Here is a 23,700-nt window from a genome sequence, read left to right as displayed (position 1 = left end):
GTTCGCCGCATGACTGTAGAGGACCCGGACTCGACCGCCACGGGCGGCGGGGGCACGACCTCCCCCGGCGCTGCCGCCGGTTCCGAGGCCGATCGGCCGTCGCCGACGGCCGATCCGGCCGTTCGCCGGCCCACCGGCGACCTCGAGCGCTACGCCGGGCTCTTCGCCGCCCGGACGCGCGTGATGAAGAGCTCGGCGATGCGCGACCTGATGGCGCTGACCGAGCGGCCCGAGGTGATCTCGCTGGCGGGCGGCCTGGCCGACACCACGCTGTTCCCGGCCGAGGACCTGGCGAAGGTCCTCTCGCACATGGCCGCCGGCGACTCCGCGCGGGCGCTGCAGTACGCCCCGACCGAGGGCATGGCCGACATCCGTCCCTGCCTGGCGGACGTGATGGCCGCCGAGGGCACGGTGATCGACCCCGAGGACATCCTGGTCACCACCGGCGGCCAGCAGGTGATCGACCTGCTCTGCAAGACGCTCGTCGATCCCGGCGACGTGATCATCGCCGAGGGGCCGACCTACCCGGGCGCCGTGCCGACCTTCAGCGCCTACGAGGCCGATCTGGTCCAGATCGAGCTCGACGACGACGGGATGCGGATCGACCTCCTCGAGGAGACGCTCGACCGCCTGGAGCGCGAGGGCCGGTCGCCGAAGTTCATCTACACGATCCCGACCTTCCAGAACCCGGGCGGCGTGACGATGTCGCTGGAGCGGCGCAAGCGGCTGGTCGAGATCGCCCAGGAGCGTCAGATCCTCGTCCTCGAGGACAACCCCTACGGCCTGCTGCGGTTCGAGGGCGAGCCGCTGCCGACGCTCTACAGCCTCGACGGCGGGCGCTACGTCGTCTACGGCGGGACGCTCTCGAAGATCCTCTCCCCCGGGATCCGGGTCGGCTGGGCGATCGCGCCCGCCCCGGTGCGCCAGAAGATGGTGATCGGCAAGCAGGGCAGCGACCTCAACTCGGCGTCGCTGAGCCAGCTGTTCGTCGCCTACTACTTCCGCGAGCGCGACTGGCGCGACTACGTCCAGCGCCAGTCCGACGTCTACCAGTCGCGGCGGGACGTGATGCTGGAGTCGCTCGACCGCCACATGCCCGAGGGCGCCACCTGGACCCGTCCGCAGGGCGGCCTGTTCGTCTGGGTCACGCTGCCGGACTACCTGGACACCACCGACCTGCTGGCGCGGGCGCTGCACAACGACGTCGCATTCGTCCCCGGGCGCGCCGCCTACCTGGACGGCCGCGGCGGCAACTCGATGCGGGTCAACTTCTCCGGCGTCGGCGAGGACGACATCCGCGAGGGCATCAGCCGGATCGGCGGCGTGGTCGCCGAGCAGCTGGAGCTCTACGCCTCGCTGACCGGCACGCCGCGGCCCCGCGGCGGCGCGGCCGGCGGCTCCCGGAGCGACGCCGGGGGCTCCGACAAGACCGGCGGGACCGGCGCCGACGACGCCTCGATCGTCCCGTTGCGGACGGCCGGGCGCCGCCGGGGGACGCGCTGATGCGGGTCGCGGTGCTGATGGGCGGACGCTCGCTGGAGCGCCAGGTCTCGCTGCAGTCCGGCCAGCGGGTCGACGAGGCGCTGCGGCGCCTGGGTCACGAGGTCCACGCGGTCGACGTCGACCACTCGCTGGTGCGGACGCTCGACGACCTCCGCCCCGACGTCGCGTTCGTGGCCCTCCACGGCGAGGACGGCGAGGACGGGACCGTCCAGGAGCTGCTCGAGGTGCTCGAGATCCCCTACACCGGCTCGGCCCCGGCCGCCTGCGAGCGCTGCTGGGACAAGGTCGTCGCCAAGCGCGCGCTCGCCGCGGCAGGGATCGCCACCCCGGACTCGGTCAGCGTCTCCAGCTCGGCCTTCAAGCAGCTCGGCGCGGCCGACGCGCTGGCGCGGGTCGGCGAGCGGCTCGGCTTCCCGCTGGTGATCAAGCCGTCGCGCCAGGGCTCGGCGCTGGGCCTCAAGATCGTCCAGCGGCCCGAGGAGGTGCCCGGCGCCCTGGTCGCCGCCCTCTCCTACGACGATCGCGCCCTCCTGGAGCGCTACGTCGACGGCCACGACCTGTCGGTCTCGATCCTCGCCGGCGAGGCGCTGCCGATCGTCGAGGTCCACCCGCGCGATCACGATCCCTACAGCGCCCGCTACACGATCGGCCAGACCACGTTCACCTGCCCGGCCGACCTCGACCCGGCCGTCGCGAGCGCCACCGAGGCGCTGGCGCTGCGGGCGTTCGAGGCGCTCGGGGCCCGGGGCTTCGCGCGGGTCGACCTGCTGGCGGACCGCACGACCAACGAGCTGACCGTGCTCGAGGTCGACGCGGTGCCCGGCCTGACGCACACGAGCTACCTGCCCGTGGCCGCCGAGGCGGCGGGCATCGGCCTCGATCAGCTCGTCGAGCGGCTGCTCGAGCTGGCGCTGGCGGACACCGCTCGCGCCTGATCCTCGTCGGTGGGGCGTTTCACGTGAAACGCCCCACGCGGCCCCTCTGGGGGCTCGGCCTCAGCCCTGCTGGCGGAAGTCGTCGGGCGAGACGTCGTCGAGGAAGCTCTTGAAGCGATCGACGACGTCGTCCGCCTGCTCGGCGTTGCGCTCGAACTCGATCGCCGACTCCTCGATCACGTCGTCGGCGGCGTAGATCGGCGCGCCGCAGCGGACCGCGAAGGCCAGCGCGTCCGAGGGGCGCGAGTCGATCTCGACCTCGCGGCCGTTCTGCTCGAGCGTGATCGTGGCGAAGAAGGTGTTGTCCCGCAGCTCGGTCACCGCCACCTGGACGCACTTGACCTCGAACTCGCCCAGCAGGTCGACCATCAGGTCGTGCGTCATCGGCCGCGGGGTCGACGCGCCCTGCAGGCGCATCAGGATCGCCGCCGCCTCTGGATGCCCGATCCAGATCGGGAGGAACCGGTTGGACTCGACGCACTTCAGAAGCACGATCGGCTGCTTCCCGACCATGTCGAAGCTCACGCCGTAGATCGTCATCTCCTGCATGTCAGCTCCGGATGGGAGGCCTCGACCGGGCGGCCGAGCGACTCCGTCCCTGGAGTATAGGAGCGGCCGGATCGGGGCCCGTGGCGGGGCGGCAAGCCTCGGTGGGGTAGGTCATGAAACGGCGAACGGCCCGCGTCGCGGGCCGTTCCGAGTGGGCGATGGTGGACTCGAACCACCGACCTCTTCCTTATCAGAGAAGCGCTCTAACCGACTGAGCTAATCGCCCGAGGAGACGGAAGGGTAGCGCACGACGACGCGACTCGCCTCGTCGCCGCGGTCGCCCCGCGGGAGGCCCCTTCGGACCCCGGCCGCGGGCCCCGGCGGGTGCTCCTAGGCGCCCAGGCGATCGGTCAGCCGGCGGGCGTCGTCGACGTCCTCGAGCCGGATCTCGGCCACGAACCCGTCGCCCTTCGCCCGCACCCGGACGTCGTGGCCCAGGACCCGCGCCAGCCGCTGGGAGAGCTCGTCGGCGGCCGCGGCCTGGTCGGCCGGGACCTCGACCGCGGGCTTGCGCGCCCGCGCCCCGTCGCTGGCCGCCCGCGCCCGCTGCTCCAGGACCCGCACCGACCAGCCCTCGTCGGCGGCGTCGCGAGCCAGCGCCCGCCGTGCCTCGTGGCCGTCCGCCAGCAGCAGCGCCCGGCCATGGCCCTCGCTCAGCGCGCCGTCGCCGATCAGGTCGAGGGCCTCGTCCGGCAGGTCGAGGATCCGCAGCAGGTTCGAGATCGCGACCCGGCTGCGCCCCACCATCCGGCCGACGGCCTCGCGGGTGATGCCCAGGTCCTCGACCAGCGCCGCGACCGCCCGCGCCTCCTCGACCGGGTTCAGGTCTGCCCGGGCCATGTTCTCGACCAGCGCCGACTGCAGCGAGGTCGCGTCGTCCTGGTCCTGGACCAGGGCCGGGACCTCGGTCAGGCCGGCCAGCTGGCTGGCCCGCCACCGCCGCTCGCCGGCGACCAGCTCGTAGTGCCCGCCCGGCAGCGGCCGGACGAGGATCGGCTGCAGGACCCCGCGATCGGCGATCGAGCCGGCCAGCGCCTGCAGCGCCTCCTCCTCGAAGACGCGGCGCGGCTGGTGCGGGTTGGGCGTGATCAGCTCGACGGCCAGCGTCCGCAGCTCGGGGCCGGGGCTGGTGCCGTCGAGGGTCTCGTCGGTGGCCAGGATCGCGGCCAGGCCGCGCCCCATCCCCCGCTGCTTCGGCTTGCGCTCAGCCACGAGCCACCATCTCCTTCGCCAGCTCGAAGTACGCCGTCGCCCCGTTCGAGTGCGGGTCGTGGTGGATCACCGGGACGCCGTAGCTGGGCGCCTCGCTGATCCGCACGTTGCGCGGGATCACGGTCTTGAAGACCAGGTCGGGGAAGTGCTGGCGCACCTCCTGCTCGACGTCGTGCGCCAGGCGGGTGCGCGTGTCGTGCATCGTCAGCAGCATCCCGGCGATCGCCAGCCGCGGGTTGAGCCGCCGCTGGACCAGGCCGAGCGTGTCGAGCAGGCCGGCCAGGCCCTCGAGCGCGAAGTACTCCGTCTGGACGGGGACGATCACCCGGTCGGCGGCCACCAGCGCGTTGATCGTCAGCGGCCCGAGCGACGGCGGGCAGTCGAGCAGGACGAACGTGAACCGCTCGCGGACCGGCTCGAGCGCGTCGCGCAGGCGCGTGTCGCTCCCGTTGGCCCGTGCCAGCTCGACCGTCGCCGCCGCCAGGTCGGGGTGCGCCGGGAGCAGCGAGAGGCCCTCGATCGAAGTCTCCACCACCGCGTCGAGGGCGCTCACGTCGCCGCGCAGCACGTCGTAGACGCTCGGCTCGGTCGTCTTGGCGACGCCGAGCCCGACCGTCGCGTTGGCCTGGGCGTCGATGTCGACCAGCAGCGTCGGATAGCCGGCCTCGGCGATGCAGGCGGCGAGGTTGACGGCGGTCGTGGTCTTGCCCACTCCGCCCTTCTGGTTGGCGATGGCGTAGATCGTGCCCAAGGGGGTAGGACGGTACCGAGCCGAGGGGCGCCACGGCCGGCCCGCGCGGCCACCCCGCCGGGAGCGGGCGTTTCACGTGAAACGCCCGACCGATCCGGTCGACGAGCCGAGCAGGAACCGCGCCCGCGACGGCGAAGGACGACCGAATCGCCCAGCCCGGGGCTCAGCCCAACGGGCGCTTGCGCGCCATGCCCGGCTTGCGCGGGAACCCCCGCGGCGTCGGCCCCTGCTTCTCGACGGTCACGAACCGCCGATCGCGAGCCGCCGGCCACGGCCGGGTCGGGGCGCTCTCCGGCTCGCCCATCGCCAGCTGCCCCGCGACCGCCGCGCCGACCCGATCCTCCTCCGGGTCGACCACGCCCTTCCAGGCCACCAGCCTCCCGCCCACCCGCAGCAGCGGCGCCGCGTACTCGACCAGCACGCCGAGCGGCGCGACCGCGCGCGCCGCGACCACGTCGAACCGCTCCAGGCCCGCGGGCCACGCCTCGGCCCGTCCGTGGACGCCCTCGACGTTCGCCAGGCCCATCCGCGCCGCGCAGGCCGTCACCCAATCGACCTTCTTGCCGACGGTGTCCATCGCCACGACCTCCAGCGAGGGCCGCGCGGCGGCGAGCACCAGCGCCGGAACGCCGATCCCGGTCCCGATGTCGACCAATCGCTCCGCCTCGCGGACCGCGGCCACCTCGAGCCCGCTGAGCCCGTCGGCGACGTGCCGGTCGACCGCCTCGATCGGCGATCGGACGGTCGTCGCCGCGTGCTCGTCGTCGGCCAGGACCTCGAGCATCGTCCGCAAGGCCGCGACGGCGGTGGGCTCCAGGCCGTAGCGCGCGGCCAGCTCGGCCAGCCGGCGGTCGACCGCCGCCCAGCCGCCCCCGGCGCCGCTCGGGCTCCCGCTCACGCCCGCTTCGGCGTGACGACCAGGTGCCGCTCGGGCTCGTCGCCCTCGCTGTGCGTCCCGACGTCGCCCCGCTCGCGCAGCTGCTCGTGCACGTAGCGACGCTCGCTCGCCGTCATCGGGTCGAGCGCGACCGCCTCGCCGCCGGCGACCGCGCGATCGGCGGCCTCGTCGGCGATCCGGTCGAGGATCGTCGCGCGACGGCTGCGGTAGTCGCCGGCGTCGACCGTCACGACCCAGTCGCCGCCGGGCGCGTGCTTGGCCGCGACGCGGGTCGCGAGGTGCTGGACCGCGTCGATCACCTGGCCGTGGCGGCCGATGAACGGCGCCACGCCCTCGCCGTGGAGGGTCGCGGTGATCCGGTTGCCCTTGCGCGTCACCTCGACGTCGTCGCCGGCGTCGACGCCCAGCGCCACCCGTCCGACCAGCGCACCGACCTCGATGGCGATCCGCTCGCCGATCCCGTCGTCCGACATCTCAGCGCCTCCGCCCCGAGCGCTTCTTCTTGCGCTTGCGCGGCGGTGGCGGCGGCGCGCTGCCCGAGGGCGCCTTGCCCGCGGCGGCCGTCGCCGCCTTCGCCCCGCCCTTGGCCGGCTCCTCGTCCTCGTCCACGGTCACCGGCTTGACGTGGCCGAAGACCCGGATCAGGCCCCACTGCTGGACGAGCGTGAAGACGTTGGTGGTGATCCAGTAGAGGAAGAGGCCCGACGGCGGCTTGATCGGGATCAGGAAGATCACGAAGACCAGCGGCAGGCCCAGCATCAGGCGCTTCTGGTTCTTGTCGGCCGTCGGCGGCATGTTGACCAGCGACGACGCCATCTGGGACCCGACGTAGAGCACCAGCAGCAGGATCAGCAGGCCGCCGGTGGCGACCGCGGTGATGTCGTGGATGCCGATGAAGCTCTCACCGAAGCCGCCCAGCGGCCCATTGCCCTTGGGCTGGCCGAACATCCAGTTGCCGACCGGGTTCGGGACCGCGCCGCAGCCGACGTCGTGCGGCAGGTTGCGGTCGACGCCGTCGCCGCAGATCTCGAACTTGAGATCGGTCCGCAGCATGTAGAAGAACGCGATCAGGAACGGGATCTGCGCCAGGATCGGCAGGCAGGACCCGAATGGGTTGACCTTGTGCTCGGAGTAGAGCTTCATCGTCTCCTGCTGGAGACGCTGGCGGTCGTCCTTGTACTTCGCCTGCAGCGCCTTCATCTGCGGCGCGATCGCCTGCAGCCCGCGCATCGACTTGAAGGACTTGATGCCCAGCGGCAGCACCGCCAGCCGCAGCAGCACCGTCAGCAGGATGATCGAGAGGCCCCACGGGATCGACAGCGTGTCGTGGAAGAACTCCAGGACCGGCAGGAAGAGGTCGATCAGCCACTGGATCGGGGCGAGGACGGCAGCAGGCATGCAGGGGGCTCGTTCAGGAGGGTGACGCAGGGCGGCGTGAGCGGAACAGCCGCTGCGCCGAGACGGGATCGTAGCCGCCGTGGCTCCACGGGTTGCACCTGAGGATCCGCCACGCCGCGAGGACCGTCCCGCGGCAGACGCCGTGGGACCGCACCGCGTCGACCGCGTAGTGGCTGCAGGTCGGCTCGTACTTGCAGCTGCGCGGCAGTGCCGGGCTGATGAAGCGCTGGTAGGCCTTGACGGGCGCCAGGAACAGCTCGCGCAGGAGCCCGAGCGGTCCACGACCGGGCGCGGCCGGGACGTAGAGCTCGTCCAGCGGCTCGTCGGACCCGTCGCCGGACGGCGCCGGGCGCGCGTGATCGGCGCAGTGGTGGCCGGCGTCCGCCATCAGCCGGCGTCCTCGTTGTCGAGCGCGGTCAGCGCCTTCTGGACGATCTCCTCGAGCGCCGTCGAGATCCCGGCCAGGCCCTCGCGCTCGGCCAGCTCGCGGGCGTCGGGACGCGCGACGATCACCAGGTCGACCGAGGTCGGGAACCGGCTCGACTGGTCGGCGAACGCCTCCCGCAGGAGCCGCTTGACCAGGTTCCGATCGACCGCCCCGCCGACGCGGCGGGAGACGCTCAGGCCGATCCGCGGCTCGCGGGCCTCGTCGGGCCCGCTGCGCGGGAAGAGGTGCAGCACCAGGTGCCGGTTGCCGAACGAGCGGCCACGGCGGAAGACCCGTTCGAAGTCGGCGCTGCGCGTCAGCCGACCCCGCTTCGACCGCTTGGCGGCCGGACGGGGATCGGACATCGACTCAGACGGTCAGGCGCCGACGACCCTTGGCCCGGCGGCGCTTGAGGACCTGGCGTCCTGCCTTGGTCGACATCCGCTCGCGGAAGCCGTGGGTGCGGGCGCGCTTGCGCTTCTTCGGCTGGTAGGTGCGCTTCATCTCATAGACTCGGTTCGAGGCGGAGCGGCGGGCGCAGCAAGGCGCGACCCGGCGCGGGCACGAGCAGCGCAGTGTACCCAGCCGCTCCCCGACGGCGCCGTGCGGCTCCGTGTAGCGCACCATCCGGACGGTTCCTTGCAGCGGCGCTCCCGCGATGTTCCCGCTCTTTCCGGGAACTCCGGGCGGACGCGCCGAGACTGGCCCGCCGGCACCACCGACCGCTGGTATATTCGCGGCCCGCCGCTGCCCCGGCAGCGGCCTCCTCGGGCCCTCCCGGCCCCGTGCTGTTCTTCTCGCCGCTCTCGCAGCGGCCGCCCCGTCCTGCCCGTGCCCGCTGCTGACCTCGACCGCGCCTGGAACGCCATCGTCGAGGATGCTCGCCAGCGAATCGGGGACCAGGCGTGGGACACGTGGCTCTCGGTGCTGCGCCCCGTCGCCGCCGACCACCACGAGCTGCGCGTGCGGGCGCCCGAGCACGCCCGGTCATGGATCGCCGACCGGCTGCTGCCGATGCTCAGCGCCAGCGCCACGCGGGTCATGGAGCGGCCGCTCGAGGTCGTGCTCGCCGACGCTCCCGCTCCCGCCGCCGGCGCCGCCGGTCAGCGCGGGCGCCCCGGAGCGCGCCGCGACGAGCCCGCCCCGCCGCCGCCCGCCGACCGGCCGCTGACGCCGCGCTACCGGTTCGAGGAGTTCGTCCTCGGCCCGGCCAACCGCTTCGCCCACGCCGCCGCGCTGACCGTCGCCGAGAACCCGGGGATCGCCTACAACCCGTTGTTCCTCTGCGGCCCGCCCGGCGTCGGCAAGACCCACCTGCTGCACGCGGTCGGCCACTACGCCCGCCGCCACCACCCCGGCATGCGGGTCCGCTACTGCACGGCGGAGACCTTCACCAACGAGTTCACCGACGCGCTGCGCAAGCACGGGATCGACGGCTTCAAGCAGCGCTACCGCTCGATCGACCTGCTGCTGGTCGACGACGTCCAGTTCCTGATGGCGAAGAAGGCGACGGAGGAGGAGTTCTTCCACACCTTCAACGCCCTTCACGAGGCCGGCGCCCAGCTGGTCCTGACGGCCGACCGGATCCCGCACGACCTCGACCGGATGGAGCAGCGCCTGCGCGACCGCTTCGCCGCCGGCCTGGTCGCCGAGGTCGCCCCGCCGGACCTGGCCACGCGGCTGATGGTGCTGCGCAAGCGGGTCACCGGCCAGGCCGTCGAGCTGGCCGAGCCGGCCGCGCTCGAGGAGATCGCCCGCCACGTCAACAGCAGCGTCCGCGCGGTCGAGGCCGCCCTGGTCCGCGTGGTCGCCTTCGCGTCGCTGACCGACCGGCCGCTCACGCGCGGGCTCGCGCAGGAGGTCCTCGACTCGCTCTACCCGGGTCGCGACCGCAGCCCCGGCCAGCGCCGCGCCGACCAGCCGGCGACGACGGTCGAGGTCCTGCGCGCGACCGCGCTGACGTTCGAGGTCAGCGAGGAGGACCTGCTGTCGCGTCGCAGCGACAAGCGGCTGACCTGGGCTCGCAAGCTGGCGATGTACGTCGCGCGCGAGGAGACCGGCGACAGCTACCCCAACCTGGGGCGCGCGTTCGGCGGCCGCAACCACACCACCGTGATGAACGCCGTGCGCGGCGTCAGCGCCCAGATCGAGCGCGATCCGAGCGCACAGGTCGACCTCGCACGTGTGCGCGCACGGCTCGCCGCTGTGCACGAGACGCCGTCCGCCACGACGACCGAGCCGATCCGCGCACAGGACGACCGCCGCGACTGACAGACTGCACAGGCTCCTGTGGACGCGTCGTCCCCTGCTGCCAGCGCACGATCGGCATCGCGGTGCACAAGACGCACAGGGCTTCCTACGACTGCTGATCACTCTTTCTCTCTGAGGACTTCAAGGTGAAACTGCACACCAACGCACAGGACCTGTTGGGGCACCTGCAGTCGCTCAGCCGCGTGGCTTCGGGGCGACTGGCCAACCCGACGCTGTCCGGCGTGCAGATCGCTGCCACCGGCGACGGGATCGAGCTGCGGGCGACCGACCTGCAGGTCGGGCTCCGGATCGCCCTCGAGGGTGACGTCGAGCGGCCGGGGACGATCGTGCTCCCGGCGCGGCTGCTGCTCGACATCACCCGGCAGTCGCCGGGCCCGCGGATCTCGCTCGAGCTGCGGACGGAGGAGCAGGACGTCGAGATCACCGCCGGGTCCGCCGTCTTCCACCTGCGGACGCTGCGGACCGAGGACTTCCCGCCGCTGCCCGAGCCGGCCGACGCGACCGGCGTCCTGGTTCCCGCCGAGGCCTTCGTCGCCACCACCGCCAAGGTCGTGCGCTCCGCCGCCAAGGACGACACGCGGCCGCTGCTGGCCTGCGTGCTGGTGCGGGCCGAGGGCGACACCCTGACGATGGTCGCCACCGACTCCTACCGGCTCTCGGAGAAGCGGACGACGCTGGCCACGCCGCTCGACGGCAACTTCGAGGCCAACGTCCCGGCCCGGGTCATGCAGGAGCTGGAGCGGCTGGTGCCGGCGACCGGCGCCGAGACCCTGACCGTCGCCCGCGGCGAGAACCAGGTGCTGTTCACCGTCGGCGACCACGTCCTCAGCTCGCGGCTGGTCGACGGGACCTTCCCGCAGTACCGCTCGCTGATCCCCGACTCGTTCGAGCACGAGCTGCCGGTCTCGACGTCGGAGCTGCGCGAGGTCGTCTCGCGCGTGTCGCTGCTGGCGCAGAAGGCGGCCGCGCTGCGGCTGGCGTTCTCCGAGGGCGAGCTGACCGTCTCCTCCCAGACCCAGGACGTCGGCGAGGCGCGCGAGTCGCTGCCGGTGCCGTTCCACGGCGAGCCGTTCGAGATCGGCTTCAACCCGGAGTACCTCCGCGACGGGCTCGACGCGATCGACGCCGACGAGGTCCTGCTGCGGCTGACGAGCCCGATCCGGCCGGGGCTGCTGCAGACCAACGACGATCAGGGCTTCCTCTACCTGATCATGCCGATCCGCCTCAACGTCTAGCTCTCGATCCTGGACGCGATCACGGACCTCCCGCTCGCCCCGCCTCGGCTGTCGTACCTGGCCCGCCTGCGGGTGCGGGACCTGCGCACCTACGTCGAGGCCGAGGTCGAGCTGGGCCCGGGGCTGACGGTCGTGGCGGGCCCCAACGGCGCCGGCAAGACCAACCTGCTGGAGGCCGCCTACCTGGCCTGCACCGGCCGCTCGTTCCGGGGCGCCAGCGACCGCGAGCTGGTCCGGCGGGGGGCCGACGCCGGGCACGTCAGCGCCGAGGTGGAGAGCGGCGCGGCGGGGGCCTTGAGCGTCAGCGCGTTCAGCGTCGGGATCCAGCCGCCGGATCGCCGCCGGCTGCGCGTCGACGGCAACCCGGTCGACGGGCTGCTGGACCATCCGGCGCGGCCGCGGATGAGCGTCTTCCTGCCCGACCGCCTGGCCCTGGTCAAGGGCGGTCCGGGGCTGCGGCGGGCGCACCTGGACCAGCTGCTGGTCGCCCTGCGGCCCTCGGCGGGGCCGCTGCGGCGGGGCTTCCACGAGGCGCTGCGGCAGCGCAACGCGCTGCTGACCTCGCTGCGGACCCGCGGCGTCGACCTCGACCGCGCTCGCGGCGAGCTGGCGCCGTGGGACCGCGCGCTGGCGAGCGCCGCCGCCGCGCTGACCGAGGCACGCGCGGCCGCGGTGGCCGCGGTCGACCCCGCGGTCGCCGAGCGGGCGCGGCAGCTCGGCCTCGACGGCGAGCTCGAGGTCGCCTACCGGCCGCGGTCCTCGACCGACGCCGACGAGCTGCTGCAGGCGCTGTCGGAACGGGTCGCCGGCGACCTCGAGCGGGGCTTCACCCACCACGGGCCGCACCGCGACGACCTGGCGGTGCGGCGCGAGGGGCGGCCGCTCAGCCGCTTCGGATCGCAGGGCGAGCAGCGGCTGGCGCTGCTCGCCCTGCTGCTGGGCGAGGCCGACGCGCTCCACGCCGCCAGCGGCCAGCGGCCGGTGCTGCTGCTGGACGACGTGATGAGCGAGCTCGACGTCGAGCGGCGATCGCGGCTGGTCGAGGTGCTGGCCGGGGCCGGGCAGGCCCTGATCACCGTCACCGAGGCGTCGCACGTCCCCGGGGCCGACGCCGACGACGTCGGCCTGGTCGAGGTCGAGCCGGGGGCCGCCGCGACGGTCCGGGTCGCGACCGTGTCGACGGAGGCCGACCGATGACGCGCCGGCGCCGATCGACCCCGAGGCCCGCCGGCGAGCTGCTGGGATCGATCCTCGACGGGCTCGCCCCCGAGGAGGACCACCTGAGCCAGGTCCAGCGGGCCTGGTCGGCGGCGGTCGGACCGGCGGTCGCGGCCGCGGGACGCCCGGTGGCGCTCGTCGACGGGGTCCTGCACGTGGCCTGCGAGGACGCGACCTGGGCCCACGAGCTGCAGCTGATGGAGCTGCAGCTGCTCGAACGGCTGGCCTCGCAGTTCGACGGCCCGAAGATCGTCTCGCTCCGGATGCGCGCCGGCGGCTCCGGTCGCGCGGTCGACGGTCGCTGACGAGCCGCTGGCGATCGCGCTGTTTGCAGCCGTTTTCGCCCGCGGGGACAGGGGATCCGCGGCCTTCCTATGGTAACCTGCGTGGGATTCGCTCGGTGCGCCTCGGCCGGCGTCCTAGGACTCTGGACCGGGGCGTTTCTGCTGCACGGAGGCTCATGACGACGACCGATAGCCCTGATCCCAACGAGCCCGACGAGGAGGTCACCCCCCAGGCGGAGGTCGCCAAGCTCGCCGGCTCCTACGACGCCGGGGACATCACCGTCCTCGAGGGCCTGGAGGCGGTGCGCCACCGGCCGGGCATGTACATCGGCTCGACCGGCGTGCGGGGTCTGCACCACCTGGTGTGGGAGATCGTCGACAACTCGGTGGACGAGGCGCTCGCCGGTCACAACGACGAGGTCCGGATCACGATCCACCCGGACAACTCGGTGACGGTCGGCGACAACGGCCGCGGCATCCCCGTCGCGGTGATGGAGGGCGAGGGCAAGTCGGCCCTCGAGGTCGTCCTGACCGTCCTCCACGCCGGCGGCAAGTTCGGCGACGGCGGCGGCTACAAGGTCTCCGGCGGCCTCCACGGTGTCGGCAGCTCGGTCGTCAACGCGCTCTCGGAGTCGCTCAAGGTCGAGGTCCGCCGCGACGGCCACGTCTGGCGCCAGGAGTACGTCCGCGGCGCCCCGCAGGGCCCGATCCAGCAGGGCGAGCCGCTGGCCGAGGGCGAGAGCACCGGCACCTCGATCACCTTCCTGCCCGACGCGGAGATCTTCGAGACGACCGACTACGAGTGGGCGACGCTCGAGCAGCGCCTGCGCGAGACGGCGTTCCTGACCCGCGGCCTGCGGATCAAGCTCGCCGACGAGCGCGAGAGCGGCAAGAAGGTCGAGTTCCACTACGAGGGCGGCATCGCCGACTTCGTGTCGTTCCTCAACGACGGCAAGGACCCGATCCAGAAGAAGGTCGTCTGGTTCGAGACCCAGGACGAGGAGGCCGGCGGCGGCGTCGAGGTCGCGATGCAGTGGAACTCGACCTACCAGGAGTCGGTGTTCTCCTTCGCCAACAACATCAACACCCACGAGGGCGGGTCGCACCTCTCCGGCTTCCGCTCGGCGCTGACCGCGACGGTCAACAAGTGGGCCTACGACCGCGGCCTGCTGAAGCGCGACAAGGACTCGCCGCTCTCGGGCGAGGACGTCCGCGAGGGCCTGACCGCCGTGATCTCGGCGAAGCTCACGAACCCGCAGTTCGAGGGCCAGACGAAGACCAAGCTCGGCAACCCGGGCATGCAGAGCTTCGTCCAGAAGGTCGTCAACGAGAAGCTCGCCGAGTTCTTCGAGGAGAACCCCGCCGAGGCCGGGGCCGTGATCCGCAAGGCGATCTCGGCCGCCCAGGCGCGCAGCGCCGCCCGCAAGGCCCGTGACCTGACGCGCCGCAAGAGCGCGCTGGAGAACTCGCGGCTGCCGGGCAAGCTCGCCGACTGCTCGGTCAAGGACCCGTCGCTGTCGGAGCTGTTCATCGTCGAGGGCGACTCGGCCGGCGGCTCGGCCAAGCAGGGCCGCGACCGCAACACGCAGGCGATCCTGCCGCTGCGCGGCAAGATCCTCAACGTCGAGCGCGCGCGGATCGACAAGGTCCTCCAGAACAACGAGGTCCAGGCGCTGATCACGGCGATCGGCACCGGCGTCCGCGACGAGTTCGACATCACGGCCGCCCGGTACCACAAGCTGATCCTGATGACCGACGCCGACGTCGACGGCGCGCACATCCGGACGCTGGTCCTGACCCTGATCTTCCGCGAGATGCAGGAGCTGATCGAGGCCGGCTACGTCTACATCGCCAAGCCGCCGCTCTACAAGATCAAGCAGGGCAGCCACGACCGCTACATCGAGAAGGAGTCCGAGCTGGAGGAGGTCCTGCTCTCGGACAAGCTCGAGAAGTTCGAGATCGCCAACGGCGACGGCGCCGCGGTCAAGCTGACGCCCGCCAAGTGGCAGAAGTTCGGCCGCCTGCGCAAGCAGCACGAGGGCTGGGGCAGCGCGCTGCGCGGCGAGCACGGCTCCGAGGTCGTCCAGTTCCTCGCCTCGACCGGCCTGGTCCACGACGGCATCGTCGGCACCGACAACGTGCTCGCGCGGCTGCGGTCGGGCGTGGTCGAGAAGGAGACCGGCATCCACGTCGAGCTGCTCTCGACCGACGACGAGCACCTGCGGATCCGCACGACCGAGTCGAAGACCAACCTCCGCCGGACCCACGACCTCCGCCGCGGCCTGTTCGACAGCCCCGAGTACACCGGGTTCGTGAAGGTCCACCAGCAGCTGGTCGAGCTGCTGGGCCAGCCGCCGTTCACGGTCGCGCTCGCCGATCGCAGCCAGGACGCCGACACCTTCGACGAGCTGTCGCGCGCGGTCCTGTCGGTCGCCCAGAAGGGCGTCCAGCTGTCCCGCTTCAAGGGGCTGGGCGAGATGAACGCCGACCAGCTCGGGTCGACGACGATGAACCCCGAGACGCGGACCCTGCAGCAGGTGAGCATCGAGGACGCGGCGGCCGCCGACCGCCTCTTCTCGATGCTGATGGGCGAGCACGTCGAGTTCCGCCGCGACTTCATCGAGGAGCACGCCCGCCAGGTCGTGAACCTCGACGTCTAGCCGGCCGTCCAGCGCTTCTCCGAAGAACGTTTACGAAGGGAACTGATCAATGGCCACCGAGGTGATCAGCGGCGGCAACATCGAGCCGCGCGCGCTCGAGGACGAGATGCGCACCGCGTACCTGGACTACGCGATGTCGGTGATCGTCGGGCGAGCGCTGCCCGACGTCCGCGACGGCCTCAAGCCGGTCCACCGGCGCGTGCTGTTCGGCATGTCCGAGCTCGGCGTCGGCCCGACCCGCGGGTACGCGAAGTGCGCCCGCATCGTCGGCGAAGTGATGGGCAACTACCACCCGCACGGCGACACGTCGATCTACGACACGCTCGTGCGGATGGCGCAGCCGTTCTCGATGCGCAACGAGCTCGTCGACCCGCAGGGCAACTTCGGCTCGATCGACGACGATCCGCCGGCCGCCATGCGGTACACCGAGGCCCGCCTGACCAGGCTCGCGCTGGAGATGCTGCGCGACCTGGACATGGACACGGTCGACTTCCAGCCGAACTACGACGGCCGGAAGATGGAGCCGACGGTGCTGCCGTCGCGGTTCCCGAACCTGCTGGTCAACGGGTCCTCCGGGATCGCGGTCGGCATGGCGACCAAGATGCCGCCGCACAACCTGCGGGAGTCGATCGCGGCGGTGATCGCCTACATCGACGACCCGTCGATCCCCGTCGAGGGGTTGATGGAGCACCTGAAGGGCCCGGACTTCCCGACCGGCGGGATCATCCTCGGGATGGGCGGGATCAAGGACGCCTACGAGACCGGTCGCGGGCGGATCCGGGTCCAGGCGAAGGCGCACATCGAGCCGCTGACCCAGGGCAAGGAGGCGATCATCGTCACCGAGCTGCCCTACGAGGTCAAGAAGGGCGGCGAGACCGGCCTGATCGTCAAGATCGCCGACCTGGTCCGCGACAAGAAGATCCCCGAGATCTCCGACATCCGCGACGAGTCCGACAAGCGCGGTATGCGCCTGGTGATCGAGCTCAAGCGCGACACGCTGCCGAAGGTGGTGCTGAACAAGCTGTTCAAGCACACCAACATGCAGACGACCTTCGGCGTCAACAACGTGGCGCTGGTCGACGGCGTCCCGCGGACGCTGTCGCTGCGGGACATCATCGGCGCCTACGTCGGCCACCAGCGCGAGGTCGTCGTCCGCCGCGCGAAGTTCGAGCTGGCGCAGAAGGAGGCGCGCGCCCACGTCCTCGAGGGCTTGCTGATCGCGCTCGACAACCTCGACGCGGTGATCCAGGTGATCCGCTCGTCGAAGGACCGCGAGACGGCCCGTGGCGAGCTGATGTCGAGCTTCGGCCTGACGCTGATCCAGTCGCAGGCGATCCTCGACCTGCGCCTGTCGCAGCTGACCGCGCTGGAGAGCGACGCGATCCGCGCCGAGCACGCCGACGTGATGGAGCGGATCCGCGAGCTGCGCGAGCTGCTCGGCGACGAGCAGATGGTGCTCGACCTGATCAAGGAGGAGATGCTCGAGATCGCCGAGCGGTTCGGCGACGAGCGGCGCACGATCATCACCCATGCCGAGGGCGAGATCGACATCGAGGACCTGATCGCCGACCAGCAGATGGTCATCACGATCACGCAGGACGGCTACATCAAGTCGCTGCCGCTGGCCACCTACCGCCAGCAGCGCCGCGGCGGCGTCGGCGTGACCGGCATGAACATGAAGGACGGCGACTACATCGAGCACCTCTTCGTCTGCTCGAGCCACGACTACCTGCTGTTCTTCTCCAACCGCGGCAAGGTCTACCGGTCCAAGGTCTACGAGCTGCCGGAGGCCTCGCGCCAGTCGAAGGGCCGCTTCCTGCGGAACTTCCTGCCGCTGCGCGAGGGCGAGCGAATCCAGTCGGTGCTGTCGACCCGCGAGTTCGCCGAGACGAAGTACCTGATCTTCGCGACCCGCAGCGGCACGGTGAAGAAGACCGAGCTGCAGGCGTACAACACGCCGATCAAGGCCGACGGCATCATCGCCATCAAGGTCCGCGACGACGACGAGCTGGTCGCCGTCCGCAACGTCGACCCGGACGACGAGGTCGTGATGGTCTCGAAGGCGGGCCTGGCCGTCCGCTTCAGCGAGGCCGACGCTCGCTCGATGGGCCGCGACACGACCGGCGTCCGCGGCATGGACGTCGGCAGCGACCCGGCGAAGAACTCCGTGATCGCGATGGACGTCGCCCGCGACGACCTCGACCTGCTGGTCGTGACCGACAACGGGTTCGGCAAGCGGACGCTGGTGCGCGAGTACCGCAAGACCAGCCGCGGCGCCAAGGGCGTCAAGACGATCCAGCTGACCGAGGCCAAGGGCGGCCTGGCCGGCGCACTGGTCGTCCGCGAGCACGAGGGGCTGGTGTTCATCAGCGAGGCCGGCATGGTCCAGCGCACCGGCGTCAAGGGCATCAACCGCTACGGGCGCAACTCGCAGGGCGTCAAGGTCATGAACGTCCGCGACGACGACCGCGTCAGCGCGATCGCCCGGATCGTCGAGGACGAGGAGTCCGATCCGACCGAGGCGATCGTGGAGGGGCCCGAGGGCGAGGCGCCGCCCGTCGACCCGGCGGCGCCGCCGACCAGCGCCGACGCGGATGCGCCGACCGACGACGCCGGCACGGACGACGCTCCGGCGACCGACGAATCCTGAGGTCGTCGCCCGGTCGAGCCCCCGCCACGGGGGCTCGACCGGCGCCGTTCAGGTCTGTCGGACTCGAACCCGCGACTGGTTCAGCGCCCCGATCACCGCTTCCGTTCGACCTCGTCGCGGACGGGTGATAGGTTCGGATCTCCCTTCAGCACCAGAGAAAGGAGGTGGTCCGAATCATCGACAGTAGTTTCGGGACCCAGGAGGTGGCTGTCTCCTAGAGGCAGCTCGATCGGCCTCCGGTGACGCGCCCCGCGCGTCATCCCGGACCTTGGAGTTCCGCCCTCGTCCCAGCGGAAGCACCGCGCCCACGGTACTGGCGTGGCGACGTGGAGCTCCAACCCGGGCCACCGGTCCGACACTCTCAGCGCGGCGTCCTTCGGGGCGCCGCGCGTCGTTGTGGGGGTCGGTCGGTTGCGGGGGCGCAGTTGGATGGCGAGCGTTGGTCCGCGGGGGTGGCGTGCGCACTCGATCGCTCGCGGCCAAGTGGGGTGGGTGCTTCGTTCTGCGGGGTCTGGTTCGGCCGCGAATCGTGCGATCTCGCGCGCGCACCCCACCCGCGCTGGCTTGACGACCGGTGCCGTGGGGCCCGCGGTCGTTGGCTCGGTGCCGCTCGGCGTTCCTCGTTGGCGAGCAAGGCAGAAGACTCGCGCTGCGGCCGCTGTCGACTCGCGCGGCTCCGGATCGCCACGTCGCCCTGCTCGCCCCGCGAGCGTCTTCGATGAAGTGGTCGCTGAGCGACCGCAACGTCCCACCCGCGCCGCGCTCGGCCGACCCGCCGCCGTCTCGTGCGACGAGGCGGTCGGTAGAGGACCGGAACGTCACAGCCAAGTCGGACCATCGCCCGACCACGCCCCACCGAAGCACCCAGCCCCCTTGGCCGCGAGCGATCGAGGACGCACCCCCACCCCCGCGGATCACCCCACGCCACCCAACTGCGCCCCCATAGGCTCCGACCATGCCCCGCGTGCCCGTCACCGTCCGCCGTCCCGCGGCCGCCACGCCCGAGGCGACGTTCGATGCGATCGTGCCGATCGACCTGACGACGATGATGACCGGGTGGGGGCCGTTCCCGGCCGTCGTCGGCACGCGCGACCAGCAGGGTCCGTGGGACCGCGCCGGCTCTCGCCGGGTCGTGCTGCTGTCGGACCGCTCCGGGACGCCCGAGGAGATCGTCGCCGTCGAGCGTCCCGGCAGCTTCAGCTACGTCGTCGGTCCGCTGTCGGGGCCGTTCGGCCTGATCGTGGCCCGCATCGAGGGCCGATTCGCCTTCGACCACGCGCCCGGCGGCGGCACCGACGTCACCTGGACCTACACCTTCGTCGCGCGCCGCGGCCGCGGACTCCTGATGCGCGCGGTCGCTCCGCTGTGGAGACGCTACGCCCAGGCCTCGCTGGATCGCGCAGTCGCGGTGGCCGACGCCAGCTAGCAGGGGTGCTCGGCGAGTCGGCCCGGCCGGCGCGCCCGGTGGTTGGGGTGTCACACCTGCCGTGGCGGCCGGCCGACCGTCGCCTCCACGGCGCGAACCGGTCGCGAGTAGACCGGAACGTGACACTCGCCATCGCGGCTGGCGAAATCGCGCTTGCGCGTGACAAACCGGTCGCGCAGCGACCGCAAGGTCACAACAGGTAATCGCCACCCAGACGACGACCCCACGCAGAGCCCGCCACGGTCGCCCAATCACGCCTCGCTCCCCCAAGGGCCGCCCAGCACGGCGTCGCCCCGACGCGCGATCCACCGGCCACCGGCCAGCGCCGAGCGGCATCGGGCGGCCCGACCGCGACCGCCACGGCACCGGTCGCCAAGACAGCGGGGGGGGGGTGGGTGCGCCGCAGATCGCACCATTCGCGGCCGAACCAGACCCGGCCGACCCAAGCACCCAGCCCCCTTGGCCGCGAGCGATCGAGGACGCACCCACCCCCCCCCGCGGACCACGCCCGCCGAGCCACCCGACCCACGAGTGACCCAGCCGAGCCCAAGGAGAACGCCCGACGAGCCCTAAGCCGCCTGCGGCAACCAGGCCTGCCAGCTGTCGGGTATGCGCGGGCAGGCGACCTGGATGAAGACCGACGGGTGCGGCGGCCGCGGGCTGTGGCGCGGGAACATCCGCGCCTGGTGCGGCAACCGGTCGGCCTTGCGGCGGTTGCAGGTCGAGCAGCAGGCGACGATGTTCTCCCACTCGCTCGATCCGCCCTTCGAGCGCGGGATCACGTGGTCGACCGTCAGGTCGCTGCGCGAGCCGCAGTACTGGCAGGTCCAGTCGTCGCGGGCGAAGACCGCACGCCTCGTCAAACGACGGCGCCCGTGCCGAGGCACGGGCGCGTAGGTGCTGAGACGGATGACGGCGGGCCTGGGAAGCGAGGTCCGCTCTGCCCGTAGCTCTCCTTGGCCGGTCTCGATGACCTCTGCCTTGTCCTTCAGCAGCAGGACCGTCGCGCGCCGCACGCCGCAGACGTGGATCGGCTCGTAGGTCGCGTTGAGGACCAGGACGTGCGAGCCGCCGGAGCCGCCCGAGCCCGGCGGAGGGCCGCTGTCGCGCACCGCCCTGGAGCCGGCCCGCACCCCGCGCCGAGCCGCATGGGACCCGTCACCGCGCTGCGGCAGGGTCACGACGGTGGCTGACGAATCGCCTGCGTGCACGGTGGGAGCTCCCGATCAGGAGAATACCCAGGCCTCAGGCGGTGTCCATCGGGTCGCTTCCGCGATCACCGACTGATCACAGGATCAGACGTCGTCGACGCCGGGCCGCGGCGAGGGCGGCGTGCCCTCGATCGACCCGTCGGCGGCGATCGACCCGTGGCGGAGCGCGAGCGCGAGCGCCTCGTCCTCCTCGGGGGCCAGGCGGTGCTCCGGCCGGCCGCCGGTGATCCTGCGGATGTACAGCCGGGCCTGGTCGCGGTGGTGGATCGAGGTGATCACCACGCCGTCGCCCCGCACGTCGAGCAGGGCCAGCGAGCAGGACTGCTGGCCGGACAGCTCGCCGTAGGCGTCGTAGCGGACCATCCCGTGGCGGGAGAAGACCCGCAGCAGCGCGCCCTCGATCCCGCCCATCCGGTGCGCCAGCTGGTCGGACAGCCCGCGCCACTCGTCGGTCGCCGCCGTCACGCGCAGGTCGAGGGCGGCGGCGTGGCTCACCAGGTCGTCGGTGCCGTGGGGCCCCAGCACTGCGGACTGCGCCCGCCGCAGCCGTCGCAGCTGGACGCTGACCACGAGCAGGCCCAGCAGCGCGACCGCGGCGACCGCGAGCCCGGCCGCGCCGACGATGTGCCACGTGTCGCCGACGTCGCCCACGGCGATCAGCCGCCGAACGTCACGGTGAACGTCTGGGTGTTGTTGGTCAGGTTCTCCTCGCCGGGGACGCCCCCGACCTGGATCTTCAGCTCGCCCTCGCCCTTGACGGTCGCCGGCAGCGTGATCGGCACGTCGACCGATGCGCCTTGGGTGATCGTCTTGACGGTCGTCTTGAAGCTGATCGCCTTGCCGCTCGCGGGCGTGAAGGTGCCGCCGACGTCGACGTTGCTCTCGTCGGCCTCGCCCTGGTTGGCGACCTGGATCTTGAGGTCGCGGCCGGTGACCGTGGCGGCCTCGCCCGCCGTCAGCGTGGTGCCGCCGATGGACGCGCCGGTGATCCCGTTGCCGTGACGGCCGGCCGTCGTCGGCGTCTCCTTCGAGCGGTCCTTGACCGCCCCGGAGGACGCGGTCCCGCCGCCGCCGGTGGCGCCGAGCTTCGTCGTCACCGTCTCGGGCGTCAGCCAGCTGGCGTCGCTGACGATCCGCGTGTACTGCACCGAGGCCCCGCTGACGCCGGCGTCCTTCAACGCCTCGTCGATCAGCGGCTTGGTGCGGGCGATGATGATCACGTCGCTGGCCAGCAGCGCCTGCATCTGCCCGGCGATCGCGTCGATCGCCGGCTGGCTGGTGTCGGGGTCGCCGAGCGCGCTCGGGAGCCGGTCGGCGATCGTCCGGATCGCCTGCGACCGCAGGTTCATCGCCAGCTCGAGGTCGTGCTGGGCGGCCTTGCCGCGATCGTCGCCGGGCGGGCTGAAGTTCTTCGCGCGCTTGGCCTCGTTGTCGGCCGTCTCGCGCAGGCTGTTGAGCTTGGGTACCAGCGCCGTCGCGTCCTCGCCGGACGAGAGCGCGGCGAAGAGCGGCTCGGCCACCTCGCTCTTGGACTCCTGGAGCACGGCGGTGACGTCGCGTGAGTAGTCCTTCAGCGCGTTCGTGCGGCCGGACTTGACGCAGCCGTTGATGGCGAGCGTCAGCAGGATCAGGACCAGGACGATGACGCCCAGCGCGACCATCTGCCGCACGCGCGCCTGCTGCGGGTCGGGCGAGAGCCCTCCGCCGCCCCCGCCGAGGCCGGGCCGCCGCGACGTGCGACGAGGAGCCGCCTCGTGGGCGACGTGCGTGGGCTCGTCGAAGTCGTCGTCGTCGAAGAACGACACGGGGTTCGCTCCTGGGCAGGGTGCAGTGCTCTGCCGAGCGGGACCAGGGTGGTCCTGCCGGCGGTTCTGCCCGTCGTTCACCGCCGATCGGGCGGTTCCTGCTGCAAGTCAGGGTATATCGCACGGGCAGGAGCCGGTCTGCGTACAGCGAATCGGACTCTCGTGCGCACGGGAACCGCTGCCGCGACCGATCGCTCCGCACGCCTGGCTCCGGCCTCGGCGCCCGGATCGGACTCGCCGGCCCCCTCCTCCTTCGCGCCGTCGGCGACGGGCTTCGCGCCCCCCGCCGCGGTTCCGGCCGGACGGCCGACTCCGTCGACCCTCGTCCCCGGCGAGACCGTCCTCGGCCGCTACGAGCTGGTCCGCGTCCTCGGCCGCGGCGGCGCCGGCACCGTCTGGCAGGCGATCGACCGCCAGCTCGGCCGGCCGGTCGCGATCAAGTGCCTGCCGGGCGACGGCGGCGAGCGGGCGCTCGCGGAGGCCCGCGCGGCCGCGCGCCTCGGGCATCCGGCGATCGTCAGCGTCTACGCGCTCGGCTCGGCGGCCGGCTGCGTGTGGCTGATCACCGAGCTGGTCGCCGGCGACACGCTGCGCCGCACGATCGCCGAGGACACGCACACCGACAGCGAGCTGCTGCAGATCGGGATCGCGCTCTGCGGGGCGCTCCGCCACGCGCACGGGCGCGGGATCGTCCACCGCGACGTCACCCCACGCAACGTCCTGGTGCCGGCCGGTGCCTTCCGCGGTCGCGACGAGGCGCATCCCTGCGACCCGGGGATTTCGCCCGCCAAGCTGGCCGACTTCGGGATCGCTCGCCTGGCGGGCCGGGCCGAGCACCGCCCCGAGGACGAGGCGCCGGTGCCCGGCAAGATCGTCGGCACGCTCTCGTACATGTCCCCGGAGCGGCTCGAGGGCGGCGCCGGCGACGAGCTTGGAGACCTCTGGGCGCTCGCCGTCGTGCTGCACGAGGCGTTCACCGGCGAGCACCCGGGCGGGCCCCCGGACCGGGCCAGCGCGCTCGTCCGGACCCACGCCGCGCTGCCGTCGCTGGGGCGCCGCCGGCCCGACCTGTCGGCGACGCTGGTGGCCGCGATCGATCGCGCCTGCGCGGCCGCCCCCGAGGAGCGCGGCACGGTCCAGGAGCTCGAGGACGTCCTCTGCGCCGAGCTCCAGGAGCGCGGGGTCGGGGTCGCCCCGGCGATCTCCGACCCGGTCCGCGCGGCCGGGCTCGGCGAGGGCCCCCGCGCGGCGGGCGATGCCGCGCCGC

22 protein-coding genes and 1 tRNA gene are annotated in these 23,700 nt (G+C 72.4%); 10 read left to right on the top strand and 13 right to left on the bottom strand.

Features of this window, described 5'->3' with window-relative positions:
- Window positions 1-9: 9 nt before the first annotated feature.
- Both PAI11_RS18690 and PAI11_RS18685 read left to right on the top strand, forming a co-directional pair.
- Window positions 10-1,503, top strand: a complete 1,494-nt coding sequence (locus PAI11_RS18690) for an aminotransferase-like domain-containing protein (protein WP_007577683.1) — start codon at window positions 10-12, stop codon at window positions 1,501-1,503.
- Window positions 1,503-2,438 (top strand): D-alanine--D-alanine ligase family protein, encoded by a 936-nt coding sequence (locus tag PAI11_RS18685; RefSeq protein WP_007577682.1) that lies wholly within the window; start codon window positions 1,503-1,505, stop codon window positions 2,436-2,438. Before PAI11_RS18690 ends, PAI11_RS18685 begins: the two co-directional genes overlap by 1 nt.
- Window positions 2,439-2,498: 60 nt before the next feature.
- On the opposite strand, the gene PAI11_RS18680 is transcribed toward PAI11_RS18685, so the two are convergent.
- The 10 genes from PAI11_RS18680 to rpmH form a co-directional block, all read right to left on the bottom strand.
- A complete protein-coding gene (locus PAI11_RS18680) occupies window positions 2,499-2,987 on the bottom strand; it encodes a bifunctional nuclease family protein (protein ID WP_007577680.1) in 489 nt (162 codons plus the stop codon).
- A 152-nt stretch (window positions 2,988-3,139) separates the two neighbouring features.
- Window positions 3,140-3,213 (bottom strand) — tRNA-Ile (locus tag PAI11_RS18675).
- Window positions 3,214-3,317: 104 nt separating this feature from the next.
- Window positions 3,318-4,199 carry a ParB/RepB/Spo0J family partition protein gene (locus PAI11_RS18670; RefSeq protein ID WP_007577678.1) on the bottom strand — a complete coding sequence of 294 codons (882 nt, stop codon included), beginning with the start codon at window positions 4,197-4,199 and terminating at the stop codon, window positions 3,318-3,320.
- Complete coding sequence (locus PAI11_RS18665) at window positions 4,192-4,950, bottom strand: ParA family protein (RefSeq protein ID WP_007577677.1); 759 nt, start codon at window positions 4,948-4,950, stop codon at window positions 4,192-4,194. The genes PAI11_RS18670 and PAI11_RS18665 overlap by 8 nt, the downstream gene beginning before the upstream one ends.
- A 163-nt stretch (window positions 4,951-5,113) precedes the next feature.
- The gene (locus PAI11_RS18660; protein WP_007577676.1) at window positions 5,114-5,848 is read right to left on the bottom strand and encodes a 16S rRNA (guanine(527)-N(7))-methyltransferase RsmG; all 735 of its coding nucleotides are present in this window, start codon (window positions 5,846-5,848) and stop codon (window positions 5,114-5,116) included.
- Window positions 5,845-6,321, bottom strand: coding sequence for a Jag family protein (locus PAI11_RS18655; RefSeq protein ID WP_007577674.1), 477 nt, complete (start codon window positions 6,319-6,321; stop codon window positions 5,845-5,847). The genes PAI11_RS18660 and PAI11_RS18655 overlap by 4 nt, the downstream gene beginning before the upstream one ends.
- 1 nt (window position 6,322) lies before the next feature.
- Window positions 6,323-7,246, bottom strand: a complete 924-nt coding sequence (locus PAI11_RS18650; protein WP_007577672.1) for a YidC/Oxa1 family membrane protein insertase — start codon at window positions 7,244-7,246, stop codon at window positions 6,323-6,325.
- Between the two features lie 13 nt (window positions 7,247-7,259).
- Window positions 7,260-7,634 carry a membrane protein insertion efficiency factor YidD gene (yidD, locus tag PAI11_RS18645; RefSeq protein ID WP_007577670.1) on the bottom strand — a complete coding sequence of 125 codons (375 nt, stop codon included), beginning with the start codon at window positions 7,632-7,634 and terminating at the stop codon, window positions 7,260-7,262.
- Complete coding sequence (gene rnpA, locus PAI11_RS18640) at window positions 7,634-8,038, bottom strand: ribonuclease P protein component (protein ID WP_007577668.1); 405 nt, start codon at window positions 8,036-8,038, stop codon at window positions 7,634-7,636. Before rnpA ends, yidD begins: the two co-directional genes overlap by 1 nt.
- A gap of 4 nt (window positions 8,039-8,042) precedes the next feature.
- Window positions 8,043-8,177 (bottom strand): 50S ribosomal protein L34, encoded by a 135-nt coding sequence (gene rpmH / locus PAI11_RS27485; RefSeq protein WP_007577666.1) that lies wholly within the window; start codon window positions 8,175-8,177, stop codon window positions 8,043-8,045.
- A 327-nt stretch (window positions 8,178-8,504) separates the two neighbouring features.
- Here rpmH and dnaA point away from each other — a divergent pair, with 327 nt between their 5' ends.
- The 7 genes from dnaA (at window position 8,505) to PAI11_RS24750 (ending at window position 19,417) form a co-directional block, all read left to right on the top strand.
- The gene (gene dnaA / locus PAI11_RS18630; protein WP_007577664.1) at window positions 8,505-9,944 is read left to right on the top strand and encodes a chromosomal replication initiator protein DnaA; all 1,440 of its coding nucleotides are present in this window, start codon (window positions 8,505-8,507) and stop codon (window positions 9,942-9,944) included.
- A gap of 125 nt (window positions 9,945-10,069) precedes the next feature.
- Window positions 10,070-11,179 (top strand): DNA polymerase III subunit beta, encoded by a 1,110-nt coding sequence (dnaN, locus tag PAI11_RS18625; RefSeq protein ID WP_007577661.1) that lies wholly within the window; start codon window positions 10,070-10,072, stop codon window positions 11,177-11,179.
- A 6-nt stretch (window positions 11,180-11,185) separates the two neighbouring features.
- Entirely contained in the window at window positions 11,186-12,376 is a 1,191-nt protein-coding gene (gene recF, locus PAI11_RS18620; protein ID WP_081488529.1) for a DNA replication/repair protein RecF, read from the top strand.
- Window positions 12,373-12,702, top strand: a complete 330-nt coding sequence (locus PAI11_RS24755) for a DciA family protein (protein WP_007577659.1) — start codon at window positions 12,373-12,375, stop codon at window positions 12,700-12,702. The genes recF and PAI11_RS24755 overlap by 4 nt, the downstream gene beginning before the upstream one ends.
- Window positions 12,703-12,857: 155 nt before the next feature.
- Window positions 12,858-15,341: a DNA topoisomerase (ATP-hydrolyzing) subunit B gene (gene gyrB, locus PAI11_RS18610; protein ID WP_007577658.1), complete on the top strand. Its 2,484-nt coding sequence runs from the start codon at window positions 12,858-12,860 to the stop codon at window positions 15,339-15,341.
- 49 nt (window positions 15,342-15,390) lie between these two features.
- The gene (gene gyrA / locus PAI11_RS18605; protein WP_007577657.1) at window positions 15,391-17,991 is read left to right on the top strand and encodes a DNA gyrase subunit A; all 2,601 of its coding nucleotides are present in this window, start codon (window positions 15,391-15,393) and stop codon (window positions 17,989-17,991) included.
- A 955-nt stretch (window positions 17,992-18,946) separates the two neighbouring features.
- Window positions 18,947-19,417: an SRPBCC family protein gene (locus PAI11_RS24750; protein ID WP_050897317.1), complete on the top strand. Its 471-nt coding sequence runs from the start codon at window positions 18,947-18,949 to the stop codon at window positions 19,415-19,417.
- A 569-nt stretch (window positions 19,418-19,986) separates the two neighbouring features.
- Here the strand turns inward: PAI11_RS24750 and PAI11_RS18590 are convergent.
- From PAI11_RS18590 to PAI11_RS27480, 3 genes are all read right to left on the bottom strand, one after another.
- Window positions 19,987-20,529: an HNH endonuclease gene (locus PAI11_RS18590; RefSeq protein WP_170320752.1), complete on the bottom strand. Its 543-nt coding sequence runs from the start codon at window positions 20,527-20,529 to the stop codon at window positions 19,987-19,989.
- 183 nt (window positions 20,530-20,712) lie between these two features.
- The gene (locus PAI11_RS26510) at window positions 20,713-21,279 is read right to left on the bottom strand and encodes a DUF4446 family protein (RefSeq protein WP_007577653.1); all 567 of its coding nucleotides are present in this window, start codon (window positions 21,277-21,279) and stop codon (window positions 20,713-20,715) included.
- 5 nt (window positions 21,280-21,284) lie between these two features.
- On the bottom strand, window positions 21,285-22,433 hold the full coding sequence (locus tag PAI11_RS27480) for a hypothetical protein (RefSeq protein WP_007577652.1): 1,149 nt from the start codon (window positions 22,431-22,433) through the stop codon (window positions 21,285-21,287).
- A 162-nt stretch (window positions 22,434-22,595) separates the two neighbouring features.
- Between PAI11_RS27480 and PAI11_RS24745 the strand changes: the two genes are divergently transcribed.
- On the top strand, window positions 22,596-23,700 hold a 1,105-nt coding region (locus PAI11_RS24745; RefSeq protein ID WP_138974419.1), incomplete at its 3' end, for a serine/threonine-protein kinase.

It is taken from the genome of Patulibacter medicamentivorans (assembly GCF_000240225.1).
GTDB classification, from domain to species: Bacteria; Actinomycetota; Thermoleophilia; order Solirubrobacterales; family Solirubrobacteraceae; genus Patulibacter; species Patulibacter medicamentivorans.
Note: the sequence above shows the minus strand (reverse complement) of the source record. Positions and strands in the feature narration are given on the sequence as shown.

Coding starts and splice junctions, on each gene's coding strand:
- PAI11_RS18690 (WP_007577683.1), top strand. CDS start 10: ATGACTGTAGAGGACCCGGACTCGACCGCCACGGGCGGCGGGGGCACG.
- PAI11_RS18685 (WP_007577682.1), top strand. CDS start 1,503: ATGCGGGTCGCGGTGCTGATGGGCGGACGCTCGCTGGAGCGCCAGGTC.
- PAI11_RS18680 (WP_007577680.1), bottom strand. CDS start 2,987: ATGCAGGAGATGACGATCTACGGCGTGAGCTTCGACATGGTCGGGAAG.
- PAI11_RS18655 (WP_007577674.1), bottom strand. CDS start 6,321: ATGTCGGACGACGGGATCGGCGAGCGGATCGCCATCGAGGTCGGTGCG.
- PAI11_RS18650 (WP_007577672.1), bottom strand. CDS start 7,246: ATGCCTGCTGCCGTCCTCGCCCCGATCCAGTGGCTGATCGACCTCTTC.
- yidD (WP_007577670.1), bottom strand. CDS start 7,634: ATGGCGGACGCCGGCCACCACTGCGCCGATCACGCGCGCCCGGCGCCG.
- rnpA (WP_007577668.1), bottom strand. CDS start 8,038: ATGTCCGATCCCCGTCCGGCCGCCAAGCGGTCGAAGCGGGGTCGGCTG.
- rpmH (WP_007577666.1), bottom strand. CDS start 8,177: ATGAAGCGCACCTACCAGCCGAAGAAGCGCAAGCGCGCCCGCACCCAC.
- PAI11_RS24755 (WP_007577659.1), top strand. CDS start 12,373: ATGACGCGCCGGCGCCGATCGACCCCGAGGCCCGCCGGCGAGCTGCTG.
- gyrB (WP_007577658.1), top strand. CDS start 12,858: ATGACGACGACCGATAGCCCTGATCCCAACGAGCCCGACGAGGAGGTC.
- gyrA (WP_007577657.1), top strand. CDS start 15,391: ATGGCCACCGAGGTGATCAGCGGCGGCAACATCGAGCCGCGCGCGCTC.
- PAI11_RS24750 (WP_050897317.1), top strand. CDS start 18,947: ATGCCCCGCGTGCCCGTCACCGTCCGCCGTCCCGCGGCCGCCACGCCC.